The organism is Blastococcus sp. SYSU D00820, assembly GCF_054050695.1.
Genome location: NZ_JBJGZW010000008.1, coordinates 19635 through 36529, shown reverse-complemented (window position 1 = coordinate 36529; position 16895 = coordinate 19635). Strand labels below are relative to the sequence as shown.

Below are 16895 nucleotides of genomic sequence, written 5' to 3'. Positions count from 1 at the left end.
CGCCTGTCCCCGATGGGCGGACGTCGAGCCGAACCAGTCCGTACCGTGGTGGAAACCGACCACGGAAGGACGGCACCGTGCCCAAGCACCTGCTCGACGAGACGGCGGAGTTCGTCATGCCCCGCCCCGCCCGGCACGCGGCCGAGGACGACCAGCCCCTCGAGCCCACCCAGCGGTTCGACCCCGGGTTTCGCGAGTCCCGGCCGACCCCGCCCGTCCCCGGGGCGTCAACTCCCCGCTGAGGCCAGCCGCCGCAGGGCGGCGGTGAAGCTGTCGTTCCACAGGCCGAGGTGCGGCCAGCGCTCGGCGACGTGCGCCGTCGCCTCCTCGACCGACATCCCCTTCTCGCGCACCAGCCAGCCGCGCAGCACCAGCCCGGTGCGCGACGCGCCGCCGTGGCAGTGCACGAGGATGCGGTGCCCCTCGGCGTGCAGCGCGGCCATGTCGTCGAGGACGTCGGCGAGCATGCCGTCGAGGTCGGCGTTGTGCTCGTTGTCGGCGATGTAGGCCATGCGGTGCACGCCGTGCGGGAACGGCTCGCCGAGCCTGCACAGCGAGATGACGGCGAAGTCCTCATCGCTGTAGCGGGCGCCGTCCAGGTTGCCCGCCCAGATGCCGGGCAGTACCTCGGTCGGTCCGATCCGCGGGATGACCCCCGGGTCGTAGTTCTGCTGCACGCCGGAGTCGAGCGCGGCCGCCAGCTGCTGCAGATCGGCCAGCCGCCAGACCCGGTCGCCGTGCCCGGGCACCCGGCCGTGCACCACCGACGCCCACCGGCTCGGGATGCCGCCCATCCCGTACACCGCGCCGGCCAGCCCACCGGCGACGCAGGCGACGGTGTCGGTGTCGCCGCCCAGGTCGATGACCAAGCGCAGCACCTCGGCGAAGTCCCGGCCGTTCCGCAGCGCCCACACCGCCTGGCCCAGCGTCGGCCAGACCGCACCGTTGCGTTCGGTCGCCTGCTCGGGCGTCCAGTCGGGCGCCAGCACGGTGGCCCAGCGGTCGCGGTGCTCGTCGGCCACGAGTTCGAGCGCGGCCGGGATCGCGGCCAGCGGGTCGCCGCCATCCAGCGCCACCCGCATCAGCTCGTGGAAGACGGCGCAGCCCTCGCCGGCCGACGGGTCGCCGTGGGTGAGTGCCGAGATGCGGCGGGCGGCGTCGACGGTGGCCGCGGTGCCGTGCTGGGCGAAGTGGATGGCAGCGGGCGTCGTCCGCATCAGGGAGCCGTTGCCGGCAGCGTGCCCGGAACGGGCGAAGTGCTCGGCAGCGGCGACGTCCCACGGGCGGCCTGAGCCGAGGACGGCGCGGGTCTGGTTGCCGATGTCGGGCGGGTTGGCCTGTGCCCAGGTGCGGAACCGGTCGAAGACGTCGGCCTCGTCGAGGCCGCCGCGGTCGACCAGCGACGTCGCGACGAGCAGTGCCATCTGGGTGTCGTCGGTGAACTCGCCCGGCTCCCAGCCCAGCGCGCCGCCGCCGCACATCTCGGTCTTCGCGCCGCGCGCCGGCGCCGGAAAGCGGGCGGTGAACTGCCCGGCCGGGCCGAACTCGAACGGAGCGCCGAGCGCGTCGCCGACGGCCGAGCCGACGAGCGCGCCGGCGACGCGGGAGGAGCGGTGCATGCGCAGGGTCATCGACGGTCCTTAGATGGTGTGAGACGTGGGGTGGGGTCGAGAGTCGGTCGCAGGCCGAGGTCGTCAAGGCGGACGAACTCGGTTCCTGCGAGTCGGCGGAGCGCCGCGGCGGCATCGGGTCGGATTTCGGAGCCGACCAGCATGCCCAGTGGTCGCTTCCTGCGTGAGTCCAGCGCCCACACCTCTTGGAGATAACCCCGCAGCTGGTCGACAGCCTGCTGGCGCACAGGTCCACGCTTGAGCTCGACGACCAGCAGCCGGCCCGAAGTCGTCCGGTAGATGAGATCGGGGATGCGGCCGCTAGGCAGGTGTCTCTGCTGCTGGACCAATCTCAAGCCCCGGTAGCCGACGCGCGCGAACCGGTCCGGTTCGCGGATGAGATACCGCTCGATCTCCTTCTCAATCCGATATTCGAGAATGCCCGCCCGCATCAGCTCTCGTAGGCGCTCCGGCTGAAGGCCAGCCGTTGCGACGAGGTGTTGCCAGGTCTCCGAGGGAATCGGGTGGACGGCTCCACGGAGGTCGATTCGAAGAGCTGTCCAATCGTTGAGGGCAGCGTCGGCGCGGAGCGCCGGGAGTCCCAGCGGACGGGGGAAACGCGATAGGAGCTCGTATTCGCACGCGAAGCCGCGAGCCTTGGGCAGGTCGTCGTCCGGCTCGAGCGGTCGAGCGTCTGAGACGGCTCCTACGAGATAGGCGATGTGCTTGTGTGGCGCAGCTCGGTAGACGAGGGCGAAATCGCCTGCTCGCGTGTTCCGGTCGCAGGTCCACCATCCGCGATCCCCGGGCTCTCGCACCGCCGCGTCCTCGGGCTCGGAGACGACCCACAGCCACGAGCGCTGCGTGTGCAACACCGGCGTCGGGGGTGCATGCACCTCGGCTGGCTGAGCTCGCCAGCCTGGCACTACGCGGCTGGCCAGCGTGAGTGCTCGGCGAACGGTGTTCACCTCAGGCCTCCTGGGCAACGGCGGTCAGGTGGACGGTGCGGTCGGACCAGCGGACGGCGTCCACTCTGGTGTGGGTGCCGCTGCGGTGCCGGGAGCCGAGCCCGGCGGGTCCGGCGGCAGCCAGCCGGGTGCGCTCGACCCGCTCGGCGAAGCCACGGGCCAGCGCGGCCGGCGTGCGGACGGCGGGGCGGCCGAGCGCGTCCATCGTGGCGGCGTGCAGCAGCGCCGGCCAGTGTGCGGCCAGTGACCGGGAGCTGTCGAACAGCTCCAGCCAGGCCGGCTTCCCGGCGATGCCGACGAGCAGGCCGCGCTGCCCGGCCAGCGGGCGCAGGCTGCGGGTGAGGTCGCGTGCCGTCGTCTCGGTGCGGTCGAGGCGGTCGGCCAGCGAGCCGGTGGGGGAGGAGCCGGCGACGGCGTCGTAGCCGCGCACCCGCTCCCACACGGCGGACTGCGCGCGCTCGCCGCCGTCCATCGCCGGGAGGACGGCGTGCGGCACGCGCCGCGCCCGGCGGACGTGCTCCGCCGATCCGCCCCAGCGGCCCTCCTCCACGCAGAACACCGGCTGCACGCTCGGCCGGTTCGGGGCCAGCAGTGTCGTGGCGGCCAGCGCCCGGGTCTGCCAACCGCCCTCGAGCAGCTCGCCGGCGAGGAGGAGGACCGGGCGGTCGCCGCGGACGGTGACGACCAGCTCCTCGACCACGGGGAACCCGGCACGCTCGGCGACGTCGACGGGCGCGGCCGCCCCGGTGACGTAGTTCCGCGAGGACGACGGGGCGTCGGTCCAGACCGGGAAGACCGTCAGCGGGCCGCGGTGCGTGCCCTGCCCTATGTGGAGTCGTACGTCGAGACCGTTCATGAGGACCACCCCTGTCGAGTTAGCGCACCGATGCGCAAACAAGGGATAACGCATGGCTGCGCTAACGTCAAGCTCATGTACCGCGACTCGTCCGGCAAGACGCTGGACCAGTACCCGCAGCCGTCCGTCGCCGTGGACACCGCCGTCCTGACCGTCGGCCCGAGTTCTCGCGGCTTGGAGGTCCTGCTCGTTCGGCGTCAGGGCGATGAAGAGGCGGGGGAGTGGGCGCTGCCCGGCACCTTCGTCCACTACCGCGAGCGGTTGGCCGCCGCCGTCGGCCGCTCGCTCCGGGACAAGGTGGGGTTGCCGGACGACGTGCCGACGGAGCAACTCCACGTCTTCGACGATCCTGACCGCGACCGACGGGGATGGGTCATGTCGGTGGCTCATGTCGTCGGCCTGCCGTGGCGGGTGGTCGAGCCGGTCATGGTCGCGCGGCCTGACGACGTCTGCCTGCGCCCGGTCGACGAGGTGCGTGGCCTGCCGTTCGGCCACGACGACATCGTGCGGCGGGCGGCGCAGTGGATGCGGACGGCGTACGCAGAGCGTCCGGACCCCTTCGGGCTGATCGACGAGCCGTTCACGATGCGTGACCTGTTCCGGCTGCACGAGGCCGTCGCCGGTCTCGACTACTCCGTCGACACCTTCCGCCGGGTGATGAAGAACGAGGTCGTCAAGACGTCGGAGCGATCAGCCGGACGGGTCGGCAAGCCGGCCCAGCTGTACCGGCGACGACGAGCCGACTGATCCCCCTTCCGGAGTGAGCCGGTGTCGGAACCGCGGTCTTGTCGGCAGGCTGTGAGAACGTCCCCGCTCCACGCCGAACCGACACGGGGGTGTCATGACCGATTCACTCTGGGCGCGCGTCGAGCCGCTGGTCACCCAGCTCAACGACAGCCCGCTGTACCGCACGTCGCAGGCGGGCATGGAGCTGTGGCACAGCAACGTGCTCGGATGGGTGTTCCGGTCCTACCCCGAGGCGGCCGGTCCTCTCGCCGACGAGTTGGGCGCGCCGCACGCCGAGGCGTACGACGTCCGGCGGGAGTGGCGGAAGCTGGACTTCGCGGCCGTGCTGGACGACGGCTCCGGCGTCGTGCTGGAGAACAAGGTCGGTTCGCTTCCCGACACCACGCAGCTGCGCGGCTACCACGAGGACCTCACGGAGCACGCACCGGCGATCGCGGAGAACGCCTCCTTCGTTCTGCTGAGCCTCATGCCGCCGGTCGAGGAGCTGCCGGCGCCGTGGCGCCGGATCGGCTACGACACGGTGTCCCGTGCGATGGGTGAGGTGGCCGCGCGCCTGCCGGCCGGCTTCGACGCCAGCTTCACGACCCAGTACACCGGCCTCACACGGTCGCTGGCAGCCCTGGGGGAGGCCGTCTCGTCCAGCGTGCACCCGAGCGAGCCTTACTTCCTCGACGGGGCGACCGATCAGCGGCTGCGCGCCGTCGGGTTTCGAGACCTGTTGCTCAAGCTCCGCAACGTCGATCTCGTCCAGTCGATCCGCAAGCGGGTCGAGGAGGCGCCATCCGGTGACTTCGAGACCTACTGGTCGCGTCAGGAGCCCACGGCCTCGTACTACTCGGCGGTGCAGGAGGTCCCCGGCCTGGGGCCGGTACGTCTGGGTTGGCAGATGCAGGGGCGCTCCTTGCGTCTAGTTGCGTTGCTGCAAGCAGCCGAGCTCTCCGGCCCCGGTGCCGCTCTGGTCAAGGCGAGAGAAGCGGCAGCGGACGCCTACCTCACCGCTTGGCTGGCGCCTGAGCACCTCGACCGGGTGCTCCCCGGCAGGATCACGCCCTACTCAGGGAAGAAGACCTACAACCACTTCGCCCCGAACTTCATCTATCGCTACTCAACGGTGAGCCAGGACGTCACGCCGGCCGAGCTGGTTCCGGCTCTTGCCGAGCTGACACGGCTGGCTGATGCCTTCCTGGCTCAGCTCGCGGGCGACCAGGACTGACGGCATGCAGCTCATCGACGGTCACCCCGTCCTCAGCCCCACCGACCTGACCCGCCACCAGGAGTGCACCCACCTCACCTGGCTCGACCTGCAGGTGGCGCGGGCGAGGCTCGCCGCGCCCGCCGACGGGCCGAGCGAGGAGCTCGAGCTGATCTTCCAGCTCGGCGACGCACACGAGAAGCGGCACCTGGCGCGCCTGCAGCAAGAAGGCAAGACGGTCCACACCGTCGCCACCCGATTCGACGGCGCGGGGCGTCGACAGGCTGAGGCCGAGACGGTCCGGGCGATGCAGCAGGGCTTCCACGTCGTCTTCCAGGGCACCTTCTTCGACGGGGTCTGGGGCGGGCAGGCGGATTTCCTCCTGCGTGTGGAGCGGCCATCGGCTCTCGGCAGGTGGTCCTACGAGATCGCCGACACGAAGCTCGCTCGCAAGATGAAGGTCGCTGCGCTGCTGCAGATGGCCACCTACGCCGAGCGGTTGGAGAAGCTGCAGGGGATCCCGCCGGAGCTCATCCACGTCGTCACGGGCGACGAGGTCTCCCGGCCGTGGCGGCTCTCCGACGTCGCTGCCTATGCCCGGCGCGCCCGCCACCGGCTGGAGACCTTCGTCGCGGCGCCGCCGCGCACCGATCCGGTGACGATCGGCCACTGCACGCAGTGCCGGTGGGTGCAGCGGTGCGACGACGAGCTGCGCCGCGGCGATGACCTCAGCCTCGTGGCCTTCATGCGACGCGACCACCGCGACGCTCTGCGCGCCGTCGGCATCAAGACACTCGAGGAGCTCGCCACCGCGACACCTGAGCAGGTGGCCGCGTCGCGCATCGGCGTCGTCGCGCGCACCCGGCTGCACGAGCAGGCCGCCGAGCAGCTCCGCGAACGCCTCACCGGAACACCCTCGCGCACCCTCCTGGCACCGGTCGCGGGGATGGGGCTGCTCCGGCTCCCCGATCCGAGCTCCGGCGACCTCTACCTGGACTTCGAGGGCGACCCGTACTTCGCCGACGGCGAGAGTCTCGAGTACCTCGCCGGCATCGGCGACACCAACGGCGCCTTCACCGCGCTCTGGGCGCACAGTCGCGACGAGGAGAGGCGCATGGTCGCCGACCTCGTCGACCTGCTCCTCGACGCGTGGCGTCGCGATCCCGCCATGCACGTCTACCACTACGCGCCGTACGAGGTCACCGCGCTCAAGCGGCTCACGGGCAAGTACGGCTTGCGTGAGGCAGAGCTCGACCAGCTGCTGCGAGCCGAGCGGTTCGTCGACCTCTATCCCGTCGTCCGTCAGTCGATGCGGATCAGCAAGGAGTCCTACTCGATCAAGAAGGTCGAGGCCTTCTACGGCCGGTCGCACACCGGGGACGTCGCCGACGCCATGTCCAGCGTCCTCGCCTACGAGCGGTGGATCACCGAGCAGGATCCGGCGATCCTCGCCGGCATCGAGGCCTACAACAAGGACGACGTCGACTCGACCCGCGAGCTGCACGAGTGGCTCGAGCAGCAGCGCGCCGAACTGGTCGCGCTGCACGGTCCGCAGCCGCGACCGGTCGTGGCGACCGACGCACCGGCGGCCACGGTGACTCCTGCGGAGGCCGTCGAACTCGACCTCGTGGCTCGGCTGCACGCCGCCGGTCACGAGCTACTCGGGGACCTGGTCCAGTGGCACCGGCGCGAGGACCGACCGGCCTGGTGGGACGTCTTCCGGTTCGAGGACCTCGAGGACGACGAGCTGCTCGAGGACGCCAGCGCGCTCGGTGGGCTGTCGGCGCCGGTGGACGCCGGGCCGGAGAAAAAAAGCCGGCTCTACCGCTACTCGTTCCCGCCGCAGGACACCAAGCTCCGCGAGGGCGGGGACGCGCTCGACGTCGACTCCCACGCGTCGGTGGGCACCGTCTTCGAGCTCGACGCCGACAGGGGAACGCTCGTCATCAAGAGCACGGCCCCGCCGCCGGTGTCCCGTGGTCTCGGTCCGGGCGGGCCCATCAACACCGAGAGCCTCCGCGCGGCGATCCGCGACACCGGCGAGGACGTGCTCGCCGGCCGTCCGTGCCTCGGGCAGGCGCTGCTGCAGCGAACGGTGCCAGCTGGCACGCGGCTGCAGCCGGGCGAGACCCCGACCGACGCGATCCTCCGTATCGGCGCGACCCTCCGCGGCGAGGTGCTCGCCATCCAGGGCCCACCCGGCAGCGGGAAGACCACCGCGGCGGCTGCGCTGATCCGCAGCCTGCTCGACGCGGGAAAGAAGGTCGGGGTCACCGCGACCTCGCACGCCGTCATCGGCAACCTGCTGAAGGCGGTCGGCCGTCCGGCGCTGCAGAAGTGCGACGCCGACCAGCACTGCGGTGCGCCGGACGTCCGCTGGTCGAGCAAGCCGTCGGACGTGGCGGCTGAGCTGATCGCTGGCACCGCGCAGCTCGTCGGAGGCACCGCGTGGCTGTGGACCCGCCCCGACCTCGCCAGCGAGGTCGACGTGCTGGTGGTCGACGAGGCAGGGCAGTTCTCGCTGGCGAACGCCGTCGCGGTGGCCAGGGCAGCGAAGGCGATCGTCCTGCTCGGCGACCCGCAGCAGCTGGCCCAGCCCACGCAGGCCGTGCACCCGGGAGAGTCCAGGGCCTCGGCCCTGGAGTACCTGCTCGACGGGCACGCCACCATCCCGCCCGACCGTGGCGTCTTCCTCGACCGCACCTACCGGATGCACCCCGAGCTGACCCGCTTCGTGTCCGCCCTGGCATATGAGGACAGGCTGCAGTCAGCCGACGGGATGAGCGGGATCCGCGTCCTCGACGGCGGAGCGGTCGCCGGCAGCGGGCTGGCGGTGCGGCTGGTTCGGCACACGCAGGCAGCCGATGCGGAGAGCGCCGAGGAAGCCGACGAGGTGGCCCGCATCTGGCGGTCGTTGCAGGGCGTCGGTTGGGTCGACAAGACCGGCGCCGTACGCCCGATCGGCGTGGAGGACGTGCTCGTCGTCGCGCCGTACAACAACCAGGTCGGCGCCATCAAGAAGCGGTTGCCCTCCGCCCGCGTCGGCACGGTCGACAAGTTCCAGGGGCAGGAAGCGCCGGTCGTCGTCTACTCGATGACGAGCACCAGCGCGGAGGACGCGCCTCGCGGCGTCTCGTTCCTCTACGACCTGAACCGGCTCAACGTGGCGGTGTCGCGCGCCAAGGCGCTCGCCGTCGTGGTCATGAGCCCGGAGTTGCTCGACGCCCCGGTTCGGACGACGCAGCAGTTGCGGCAGGTCAATGCGCTGTGCCGGCTGGTCGAGATGGCGGAGGTCGTGCCGTGATCATGTTGCCGCATGAAGACAAAGGTCTGGCGGGGCTGCTTGCTGTCGACCTGGACACCGTGCGCGACGTGCTCGGCGCCCGATGGCGGTCTGAGCCAGGGGTGACCGACGAGGGAGCGGAGCGCTGGTTCGTGCAGGGCGAACCGGCGCAAGTCGCCGTGGGCACCGACGGGCGCGAATGGTGGCTCGCCAAGCCGGGGTGGCGGTGGTCAGGGCACGCTGATTTGGTCTGGCGCGTCGAGGAGCGACGACCGTTCGATCCGACCGACCTCCTCGATCGACCGGAGGCCATCAATGCGGTGGCCGATGACATCGCCCGTCGCCGCCGGAAGGCGTTCCGGTGGTGCCTAACATGCCGTCACCTCGAGCCGCCCGAGCGCTTTCTGCGCGACGAGGGTGTGTGCATGGACTGCTCGAATGTCGTCTTCTAGATCGGTCGTTCAGCTCTCGTTGGGCTGAGGAGCTTCACATTGGTCGCCGACCCGGAGCGGTCACTCGTTGATGTCCGCTATCCCGTTGCCGTTCAGGTCGGAACCCGGCCCGAAACACTCCTCGACGGTCGCGGTTCCCTCGGAGCACCGCACTTCGAGGTCGGAGGAGACGTAGCCGTCGTCCTCCGGGTTGACGCATCCGAGGTCGTCGTCGAAATACCAACCACCAGGGCAGCCGCCTTCGGCATCGATGACTGCTTGAGCGGCAGCGGCCTCCTCGGCCGCCTGCTGTGCAGCAGCTGCCTCCGCCGCCGCCGCAGCCTGCCGGGTCAAGGCCGCATCCTCCGCGCTCTGTTGAACGTCTGCTGCTGCAACGGCCGCAGCCTCAGCGGCGGCACGCGCGGCCGCACCCGAGGCGAGGCCTTCCACGGCCTGCGGCACCTCGAGCTCGCGCTGTAGCGCGCTGGCGTAGCCCAGCTCGGACTGTGGAGCGCCGGGCGCTGTAGTGCTGTCGCAGCCCACGAGGAGCCCGGCAGCGAGTAGAGCGAAGGCAGGCAGAAGTGAACGCACGTGGGGCCCCCCGATCGCGCCACTTCCCCCGTGGACCAAGGCGCGGCGAGCATTTTGGCACGGGGGACCGCTGATTGCGAGACCCGACCGTCTCGCGTCGGTCCGACGTGGCGGACGGCACCCTCCATGGACGAGCCGACCGTCACCCCCCGCGCCCACAATCACCAGGTGCACGACGCAACCAAGTCCGCGGCCGGCCCCTGCGAGCAGGCGGGGTCCGACCCCGGCCGGTGGTGGACGCTCGCCGCCGTCTGCCTCGGCGTCTTCATGCTCCTGCTCGACGTCACGATTGTGAACGTCGCGCTTCCCGACATCGCCACCCAGCTCGACGCGTCGCTGTCGGGCCTGCAGTGGGTCATCGACGCCTACGCGCTGTCCCTGGCCGCACTGCTGCTCACCGCCGGGTCGCTGGCCGACCTGTTCGGGCGCAAGCGGGTCTTCGTCATCGGCCTGGTGCTGTTCACCATCGGCTCGCTGGCCTGTGGCCTCGCGCAGGACACGCTCTTCCTCTGCCTCGCCCGCGCCTTCCAGGGCATCGGCGGCGCCGCCATGTTCGCCACCGCCCTCGCGCTGCTGTCGGCGGCGTTCGTCGGCCGGGAGCGTGGCGTCGCCTTCGGCGCCTTCGGTGCGACGACGGGCGCCGCGGTCGCCATCGGTCCGGTGCTCGGCGGCGTGCTCACCAGCGGGCTGTCGTGGCGCTGGATCTTCTTCGTCAACATCCCGATCTGCGTCGTCGCCGTCGTCGTGACGCTGCTCAAGGTCCGCGAGTCCCGCGACCCGCGTGCCGGCCGGCCCGACTGGATCGGCTTCGTCACCTTCAGCGCCGCGCTCGCCGCACTGGTCTACGGCCTCATCGAGGCCGGGCAGAAGAGCTGGGGCGACACCTGGGTGGTCGCGTCGCTGATCGCCGCCGCGGTGCTGCTTGTCGCCTTCGTCGTCAGCCAGCTGGTGCAGAAGCAGCCGATGTTCGACCTGGGCCTGCTCCGCAAGCCGACCTTCACCGGCGGGCTGATCGCCGCCTTCGGCGTCTCGGCGTCGGTGTTCTCGCTGCTGACCTACCTGGTCATCTACGTGCAGAACGTGCTCGGGTACAGCGCCGTCGGCACCGGCGTCCGGTTCCTGTTCCTCTCCGGCGCCTCGTTCATCGCCGCCGCGATCGCCGGCCGGCTCACCAACACGGTGCCCGCCCGCTGGCTGATCGGCCCGGGCTTCCTCGTGCTCGGCGTGGGGCTGCTCCTGCTCCACGGCATCGAGGTCGACTCCGCCTGGACCCACCTCGTCCCCGGCCTGATCGTCTGCGGGATCGGAGTCGGGCTGATCAACACGCCGCTGGCCTCGACCGCCGTGGGCGTCGTCGAGCCGCGGCGCTCCGGCATGGCGTCGGGCGTCAACTCGACGTTCCGCCAGGTCGGCGTCGCCACCGGCATCGCCGCGCTCGGCTCGATCTTCAGCCACCAGGTCGCCGATGCCGTCCGTGCCGGGCTCTCCGGCCAGGTGCCGAGCGAGGCGCTCGGCGGCCTGACGGCGGCCCTGTCCAACGGGCAGGTGCGGGCGGCGGCCGAGGCGGCACAGGCCAACGCCGCCCAGCAGGGCGGCGAGCAGGCCGGCGCGGCCGCCTACGGGCTGATCGACTCGGTCGGCACGCAGGCCGTCGTCGACGCGCTGAACCACGTCACGCTCATCGCGATGGTGATCGCGTTCGCCGCCGCGGCGTTCTGCCTGGTGCTCATTCGGCAGAAGGACTTCGTGCAGCAGGGCGGTCCGCCGGCGGCGCAGGAGCGGGCGCCGGAGGCTGCTGGGGCGCGCTGACAGCCGGGGGGACGACGGTGTGCGTGGGGCTGATCGCCTCGTGCCGCAGCGTCCCGTGACCGTGCCGCGCCCGTAACGTCCCGCGGGTCGTCGGCGTAGGACACGGGGAGTGCCGGTGAGCGTGAAGCAGTGGATCGTCGGCGGCATCGCCGCGGTCGTGGCCGTCATCGGCCTGGTCATGGGCTTCCAGCCGCGGACCCTCGATCGGGCGGGCACGAGCACCGTGGGCGTGCAGTGCGGTTCCCCGTTCGCCCCCGATGGGTCGCCGAGCGGCACCGACACGACGCAGGTCTGGGCCGACGTCCTCGGCTACCAGAACAACGGGCGCCTCTCCGACCCGCCGCACGTGCTCGCCGGCTACTGCGAGATGTTCCTGGACGACGACCGGGCCGCAGCTCTCCTCGTCACCGGCCTCGGCATCATCGGCCTGCTCGTCGTGGCGGGGCGTGTGGTGATGGCCCGACGCCGCCGGCGGTTCGAGGACGAGGCGGCCTGGCGGGCGCAGGGCTGGATGCCCGCCTCCGAGGTGGCGTCCCCGCCGGCCGGATGGGTCTGGCCGCACGCGCTCGAGGACGACACCCAGCCGCTCGGCACGCTGCGGTGAGCGCCGGGTGGATCCCGGATCCCCGCTCCCGTCGGTCCCGGCTGCGATGCTCCGCGACACCACTCCAGCGAGCCACGGGGGCAACGCCATGACGACGTCCACGGTCCGCGGATGACGGCGCGCGTCTTCCCGGCCGAACCGGTCTTCGAGTCGCACGCCGAGCGGCAGTTCGCCGACGCCCTGCGCGACCAGCTCCCCGACGACGCCGTCATGGTGTGCGGGCAGCGGTTCACCACCCGCCGCGAGGACCGCGAGGCCGACGTCATCGTCGCCTGGCCCGGCTTCGGCATCGCCGTCATCGAGGTCAAGGGCGGCAGCGTCTCGCTGTCCGGCGCCGAGTGGCGGCAGCGCTCCGGCGACGGCTTCGACAAGCGCATCTACCCCGTCGACCAGGCCGTCGCCTGCAAGTACGCGCTGCGCGACTACCTGCGGCGGCACGGCCGCTGGCGGGCCGGCGACCCGCGGATGGTGCACCTGGTGGCCCTGCCGGCGACCACGCTGCCCGACGACTTCGCCAGCCCCGAGGCGCCCCGCTGGTCGGTGCTCGACCGCACCGACCTGCCGCGGGCGGCCGCGCTCGTCGCCGCCGCGCTGCGCCAGTGCGAGACCGATCTCGAGCCGCCCACCGCCGACGACGTCGAGGCGTTCGTCGACTGCCTGGCCGGCGTCGGCATCCCCCAGCAGGACCTGCTCGCCCAGCTCTCCGAGCGCGAGGCCGAGTGCGACCTGCTCACCCGCGACCAGGCCCGGGTGCTCGACATGCTGGAGGGCAATCCGCGGGTGGAGATCCGCGGCGGAGCCGGGGCGGGCAAGACCTGGCTGGCGCTGGAGAAGGCCCGCCGGCTCACGATGGCCGGCCAGCGGGTCGCCGTCATGTGCTACTCCCGCGGCCTGGCCGAGTTCCTCAAGCGCCGGGTCGAGACCTGGAAGCCGAAGGAACGGCCGGCCTACGTCGGCACCTTCCACTACCTCGGCATCGGCTGGGGCGTGCCGGCCGGCTCCGACGACGACAGCCCGTACTGGGAGGAGTTCCTCCCCGCCCGGATGGTCGAGCTCGCCGGCGAGCTGCCCGAGGACGAGCGGTTCGACGCGATCGTCATCGACGAGGCCCAGGACTTCGCGCAGAGCTGGTGGCCCGCCGTCGAGGCCGCGCTGCGCTCCCCGGAGCACGGCTCGCTCTACGTCTTCGCCGACGAGGGCCAGCGGGTCTTCGCCCGGCAGGGCCGGCCGACGGTCGCGCTGACGCCGATCAACCTGACCGAGAACCTGCGCAACACCAAGCAGATCGCCGGCACCTTCGGCAGCCTCACCACCACACAGATGAAGAACCGCGGCGGCAACGGCGTACCGGTGCGATTCGTGCCGTGCGCCAGCGAGGACGCCATCGGGGCCGCGGACGACGCCGCCGACGCCTTGCTGCACGACGGCTGGCCGCCGGAGTCGGTCGCGCTGCTGACCACCTACCACCGGCACCCGGTGCAGGCCGAGCGCCAGGAGGCCGGTCCGGACGCCTACTGGGCGACCTACTGGGACGACGAGGACCTGTTCTACGGCCACGTGCTCGGGTTCAAGGGGCTCGAGCGCCCGGCCGTCGTGCTCGCGATCAACGGCTTCCGCGACGAGGCCCGCGCGCGGGAGATGCTCTACGTCGGCCTGTCCCGGGCGCGCGACCTGCTGATCGTCTGCGGCGACCTGGAGCTGATCCGGCGGGTGGGTGGCGAGGCCGTGGTGCGGCGGTTGACGGGGTCAGCGGCGGAGGGGGACCGGCGATGACCGACGTCGCACCGCGCCCCAGCCTCTGGCAGCGCTTCACCCGCGGCGGCTGGTATTTCGTCGTCACCATCGGCACCGCCGGGCTGTTCTCCACGGTGCCGTTCTGGCACGCCGCCACGCGGCTCCAGCGGCCGCGGCTGCGCGGCACGGCGGTCCTGTACGCGCTCGCCGGGGCGGCGGTCGGCGTGCTGTCCAGCTTCATCACGCGCGACGCCCGGGGTGAGGCCATCGCGTCGGACCAGACGCTCAGCTCGGTCACCGGCGTGTTCGCCCTCGCCGTCATCGCCGCCGCCTGCGTCCAGCTGCGGCCGCTGCGCCGCGAGGTCTACGGCCGGCCGGGCGAGCTGCCGAGCCGCTCCGACGAGGTCCTCGCCCTGGCGATGCAGGGCCGGGAGCGGCGCGAGGCAGCCCGCGAACTCGCCACCCGCGACCCGGTCCTCGCCCGCAAACTCGGCATCGGCCGGCCCGACCTCGGCCGCGGCTACGACGACGGGGGACTGGTCGACGTCAACACCGCGCCCGCCGAGGTCATCGCCGAGGTCTGCCGCATCGACCGGGCGCAGGCCGACGCGATCGTCGCCGCCCGCGACCGCCGCGGCTCGTACTACAACGTCGGCGAGCTCGTCGTCGACGTCGCGCTCCCGCCGTACGACACGCACCAGGTGCAGGAGCGGGGGATCGTCCTCTGATCTACGCGCGCGGCGGGGTGCGGATCAGCATCTCGGCGAAGGCTCGGGCAACGGCTGCCGGATCGTCCCGCTCCGGGTCGAACCACTTGTAGACCCAGATGAGCATGCCCAGGAGGCCCTGGGCGCCGTGGCGGGGATCGACCGCGGGTACGACCCCGGCCGCTCCTGCGGCCTCCAGTGCCTCGGCGTAGATGCGGACGTAGCGCCGCTCCTTCGCGCGGATGGCCCGCTCGTAGTCCGCGGCGAGGCGGGGCCGGCTGTCGAAGAACACGGTGAACATGCCCGGTTCCCCGGTGATGATCGTGACCTGGTGGGTGATCAGCGCACGCAGCCGCTGCTCGGGGTCGGCGATGCCGGTCAGTTCCTCGAGCTGTTCCAGCGCGGTGGTGATCGCACGGTCGAACACCCGGTACAGCAGCTCGGCCTTGGATCCCACGTAGTGGTAGTGGCTGGCCTTGCGCAGACCCATCTGCTCGGCGACGGCGTCCAGCGAGCCGTTGTCGTAGCCGTCCCGGCGGAACACCTCCGCAGCGGTGGTCACGATCTCGTCCATCCGCCGGAGGTACTCGGCGGACGGTTCGGTGAGCCGGGGGCGGCCCCGCGGGCGCCGCTCCCCGGTCGATTCCGCGGGCGGCTGTTCCTGTCCGGCCATCCGTCCTCCGGTCGTCGCGCCGGGCCCGTCGTCGGGCCTCACGGGATCCTAGGTAGCCGCCGGGCCACACTCCCCACGCCCTTGACGGCGGCTGTGGCCTACATCATTCTACCGATGAGTCGGAAGAATGAGGTCGGAGGAGGACGGGTGCACGAACACGCCGCAGGAACCGTGATCCACGAGGGTCAGGAGGTCGTCTCCTCCGCCCGCCTCCGGGCGCTGGCCCGCGCCATCGGGACGCCGACCGCGGAGCAGACCGCGTCCCTCGTGTGCTTCTTCGGTCCCACGATCGGTGGTGAGGGGACGATCGTCGAGGGTCTCGGCCTCGACCTCTCCCGCGCCCTGCTGGGCGGGCTGACCTACGAATGGCGGCGCCCCTTCCGGAGCGAGGAGACCGTGACCGTCCGGGTGAGCGTCGGCGACGTCTTCAGCCGCGGGCGCAACCAGTTCGGCATCGTGGTGACCGAGTTCCTGGGGGACGGCGGCACGGAGCTCATCCAGCGCCAGTCGACCACCTTCGTCGAGAGGCAGGCCGCCTGATGAGCGTGCACCCGCCCGAGACGCTCCAGCGTGCCGAGACCGAGCAGCTCACCCGCGTCCAGATCGCCCGGTACGCCGGGGCCGTGGACGACTTCAACCCCATCCACGTCGACGAGGAGTTCGCCCGGGCCTCCGGCATGCCGTCGGTCATCGCTCACGGGCCGCTCACCGTCGCCCTCGCCCTCGACCTGGTCGTCGCCCAGCTGGGGGCCGAGGCGCTGACCGGGCTCGAGGCCCGGCTGACGGCTCCGGTCTTCCCCGGCGACCGGCTCGCTCTGGTCCCCACCGAGGACGGCGTCCAGGTCGAGAAGCAGGACGGCACCGTCGTGGCCACGTTCGTCCTCGGCCGGTCGTCGTGACGTACGAGTACCTGCTCGTCGACGACGAGCCCGGCGGGGTGCGGGTGCTGACCCTCAACCGCCCGGAGAAGTTCAACTCCTGGAACGGCCAGATGCGCCAGGAGATGCGCCAGGCCATCGAGGACGCCGCCTTCGACCGCTCGCTGCGCGTCCTGATCATCACCGGCGCCGGCGGCCGCGCCTTCTCCGCCGGCGAGGACGTCGGAGGCATGGCGGAGCTGACCGAGATCGGCACCCGCGGCTTCCGCGCCGAGGTGCGCCGGGTGCACGACGTCTTCGACACCGTCGAGGCGATGGAGATCCCGGTCATCGCCGCCATCGACGGCGTCGCCGCCGGCGGCGGTCTCGAGCTCGCGCTGTCCTGCGACTTCCGGGTCCTCACCGAGCGCTCGCGGCTGGTCATGCCGGAGGTCAAGGTCGGCCTCATCCCCGGCTCCGGCGGGTGCTCCCGGCTGGTCCGGCACGTCGGTCTGGGCAAGGCCAAGGAACTGGTCATGCTCGGGGCGTCGCTGCGGGCCCAGGAGGCCAAGGACGCCGGCCTGGCCACCACCGTCGTCCCCGACGGCGGTGCGGTCGACGGCGCCCGCGAGCTGGCCGAGCGGCTCAGCGCCTTCGCCCCGCTGGCGCTCGGGATGGCCAAGCTCGTGCTCAACACCTGTACCGACGTCGATGCCGAGACCGGCCGCCGCCTGGAGCGGCTCGGCCAGAGCGTGCTCAAGACCACCCAGGACCATGCGGAGGGTGCCGCGGCCTTCGGTGCCAAGCGCCCGCCGCAGTGGACGGGTCGCTGA

Annotated in this window: 17 protein-coding genes; 12 read left to right on the top strand and 5 right to left on the bottom strand. The window is 71.9% G+C overall.

Annotated features, from left to right (window positions below):
- Positions 1-77: 77 nt before the first annotated feature.
- Entirely contained in the window at positions 78-242 is a 165-nt protein-coding gene (locus ACI79R_RS10865) for a hypothetical protein (RefSeq protein ID WP_456573628.1), read from the top strand.
- Here ACI79R_RS10865 and ACI79R_RS10860 read toward each other — a convergent pair.
- The 3 genes from ACI79R_RS10860 to ACI79R_RS10850 are packed head-to-tail and all read right to left on the bottom strand — an operon-like array spanning position 228 to position 3434.
- The gene (locus ACI79R_RS10860; protein ID WP_456573627.1) at positions 228-1631 is read right to left on the bottom strand and encodes an ADP-ribosylglycohydrolase family protein; all 1404 of its coding nucleotides are present in this window, start codon (positions 1629-1631) and stop codon (positions 228-230) included. The two genes, ACI79R_RS10865 and ACI79R_RS10860, sit on opposite strands and share 15 nt — an antisense overlap.
- Positions 1628-2578, bottom strand: coding sequence for an endonuclease NucS domain-containing protein (locus ACI79R_RS10855; RefSeq protein WP_456573626.1), 951 nt, complete (start codon positions 2576-2578; stop codon positions 1628-1630). Before ACI79R_RS10855 ends, ACI79R_RS10860 begins: the two co-directional genes overlap by 4 nt.
- A 1-nt stretch (position 2579) precedes the next feature.
- Entirely contained in the window at positions 2580-3434 is an 855-nt protein-coding gene (locus ACI79R_RS10850) for an ARPP-1 family domain-containing protein (RefSeq protein WP_456573625.1), read from the bottom strand.
- A 75-nt stretch (positions 3435-3509) separates the two neighbouring features.
- Here ACI79R_RS10850 and ACI79R_RS10845 point away from each other — a divergent pair, with 75 nt between their 5' ends.
- The 4 genes from ACI79R_RS10845 (at position 3510) to ACI79R_RS10830 (ending at position 9108) form a co-directional block, all read left to right on the top strand.
- A complete protein-coding gene (locus tag ACI79R_RS10845) occupies positions 3510-4181 on the top strand; it encodes an NUDIX hydrolase (protein WP_456573624.1) in 672 nt (223 codons plus the stop codon).
- A gap of 94 nt (positions 4182-4275) precedes the next feature.
- Positions 4276-5394 (top strand): PD-(D/E)XK nuclease family protein, encoded by a 1119-nt coding sequence (locus tag ACI79R_RS10840; RefSeq protein WP_456573623.1) that lies wholly within the window; start codon positions 4276-4278, stop codon positions 5392-5394.
- A 4-nt stretch (positions 5395-5398) separates the two neighbouring features.
- Entirely contained in the window at positions 5399-8677 is a 3279-nt protein-coding gene (locus tag ACI79R_RS10835) for a TM0106 family RecB-like putative nuclease (RefSeq protein ID WP_456573622.1), read from the top strand.
- Positions 8674-9108, top strand: coding sequence for a hypothetical protein (locus ACI79R_RS10830; protein ID WP_456573621.1), 435 nt, complete (start codon positions 8674-8676; stop codon positions 9106-9108). Before ACI79R_RS10835 ends, ACI79R_RS10830 begins: the two co-directional genes overlap by 4 nt.
- A gap of 60 nt (positions 9109-9168) precedes the next feature.
- On the opposite strand, the gene ACI79R_RS10825 is transcribed toward ACI79R_RS10830, so the two are convergent.
- Positions 9169-9537 (bottom strand): hypothetical protein, encoded by a 369-nt coding sequence (locus ACI79R_RS10825; RefSeq protein ID WP_456573620.1) that lies wholly within the window; start codon positions 9535-9537, stop codon positions 9169-9171.
- A 309-nt stretch (positions 9538-9846) separates the two neighbouring features.
- Here ACI79R_RS10825 and ACI79R_RS10820 point away from each other — a divergent pair, with 309 nt between their 5' ends.
- From ACI79R_RS10820 to ACI79R_RS10805, 4 genes are all read left to right on the top strand, one after another.
- On the top strand, positions 9847-11487 hold the full coding sequence (locus tag ACI79R_RS10820; RefSeq protein WP_456573619.1) for an MFS transporter: 1641 nt from the start codon (positions 9847-9849) through the stop codon (positions 11485-11487).
- Positions 11488-11602: 115 nt separating this feature from the next.
- Positions 11603-12091: a hypothetical protein gene (locus ACI79R_RS10815; protein WP_456573618.1), complete on the top strand. Its 489-nt coding sequence runs from the start codon at positions 11603-11605 to the stop codon at positions 12089-12091.
- Positions 12092-12202: 111 nt separating this feature from the next.
- A complete protein-coding gene (locus ACI79R_RS10810) occupies positions 12203-13864 on the top strand; it encodes an NERD domain-containing protein (protein WP_456573617.1) in 1662 nt (553 codons plus the stop codon).
- A complete protein-coding gene (locus ACI79R_RS10805; protein WP_456573616.1) occupies positions 13861-14553 on the top strand; it encodes a ComEA family DNA-binding protein in 693 nt (230 codons plus the stop codon). The genes ACI79R_RS10810 and ACI79R_RS10805 overlap by 4 nt, the downstream gene beginning before the upstream one ends.
- Before the next feature lies 1 nt (position 14554).
- Here ACI79R_RS10805 and ACI79R_RS10800 read toward each other — a convergent pair whose 3' ends face one another.
- The gene (locus tag ACI79R_RS10800) at positions 14555-15106 is read right to left on the bottom strand and encodes a TetR/AcrR family transcriptional regulator (RefSeq protein WP_456573615.1); all 552 of its coding nucleotides are present in this window, start codon (positions 15104-15106) and stop codon (positions 14555-14557) included.
- 246 nt (positions 15107-15352) lie between these two features.
- On the opposite strand from ACI79R_RS10800, the gene ACI79R_RS10795 reads away from it, so the two are divergent.
- The 3 genes from ACI79R_RS10795 to ACI79R_RS10785 are packed head-to-tail and all read left to right on the top strand — an operon-like array spanning position 15353 to position 16895.
- On the top strand, positions 15353-15745 hold the full coding sequence (locus tag ACI79R_RS10795) for a hypothetical protein (RefSeq protein WP_456573614.1): 393 nt from the start codon (positions 15353-15355) through the stop codon (positions 15743-15745).
- Complete coding sequence (locus ACI79R_RS10790) at positions 15745-16104, top strand: MaoC family dehydratase (protein WP_456573613.1); 360 nt, start codon at positions 15745-15747, stop codon at positions 16102-16104. The genes ACI79R_RS10795 and ACI79R_RS10790 overlap by 1 nt, the downstream gene beginning before the upstream one ends.
- Positions 16101-16895, top strand: a complete 795-nt coding sequence (locus tag ACI79R_RS10785; protein WP_456573612.1) for an enoyl-CoA hydratase/isomerase family protein — start codon at positions 16101-16103, stop codon at positions 16893-16895. The genes ACI79R_RS10790 and ACI79R_RS10785 overlap by 4 nt, the downstream gene beginning before the upstream one ends.

What these genes read in the sequence shown, in the direction of transcription:
- ACI79R_RS10860 (WP_456573627.1), bottom strand. Translation starts at nt 1,631, where the DNA reads ATGACCCTGCGCATGCACCGCTCCTCCCGCGTCGCCGGCGCGCTCGTC.
- ACI79R_RS10835 (WP_456573622.1), top strand. Translation starts at nt 5,399, where the DNA reads ATGCAGCTCATCGACGGTCACCCCGTCCTCAGCCCCACCGACCTGACC.
- ACI79R_RS10790 (WP_456573613.1), top strand. Translation starts at nt 15,745, where the DNA reads ATGAGCGTGCACCCGCCCGAGACGCTCCAGCGTGCCGAGACCGAGCAG.
- ACI79R_RS10810 (WP_456573617.1), top strand. Translation starts at nt 12,203, where the DNA reads ATGACGGCGCGCGTCTTCCCGGCCGAACCGGTCTTCGAGTCGCACGCC.
- ACI79R_RS10845 (WP_456573624.1), top strand. Translation starts at nt 3,510, where the DNA reads ATGTACCGCGACTCGTCCGGCAAGACGCTGGACCAGTACCCGCAGCCG.
- ACI79R_RS10850 (WP_456573625.1), bottom strand. Translation starts at nt 3,434, where the DNA reads ATGAACGGTCTCGACGTACGACTCCACATAGGGCAGGGCACGCACCGC.
- ACI79R_RS10805 (WP_456573616.1), top strand. Translation starts at nt 13,861, where the DNA reads ATGACCGACGTCGCACCGCGCCCCAGCCTCTGGCAGCGCTTCACCCGC.
- ACI79R_RS10840 (WP_456573623.1), top strand. Translation starts at nt 4,276, where the DNA reads ATGACCGATTCACTCTGGGCGCGCGTCGAGCCGCTGGTCACCCAGCTC.
- ACI79R_RS10800 (WP_456573615.1), bottom strand. Translation starts at nt 15,106, where the DNA reads ATGGACGAGATCGTGACCACCGCTGCGGAGGTGTTCCGCCGGGACGGC.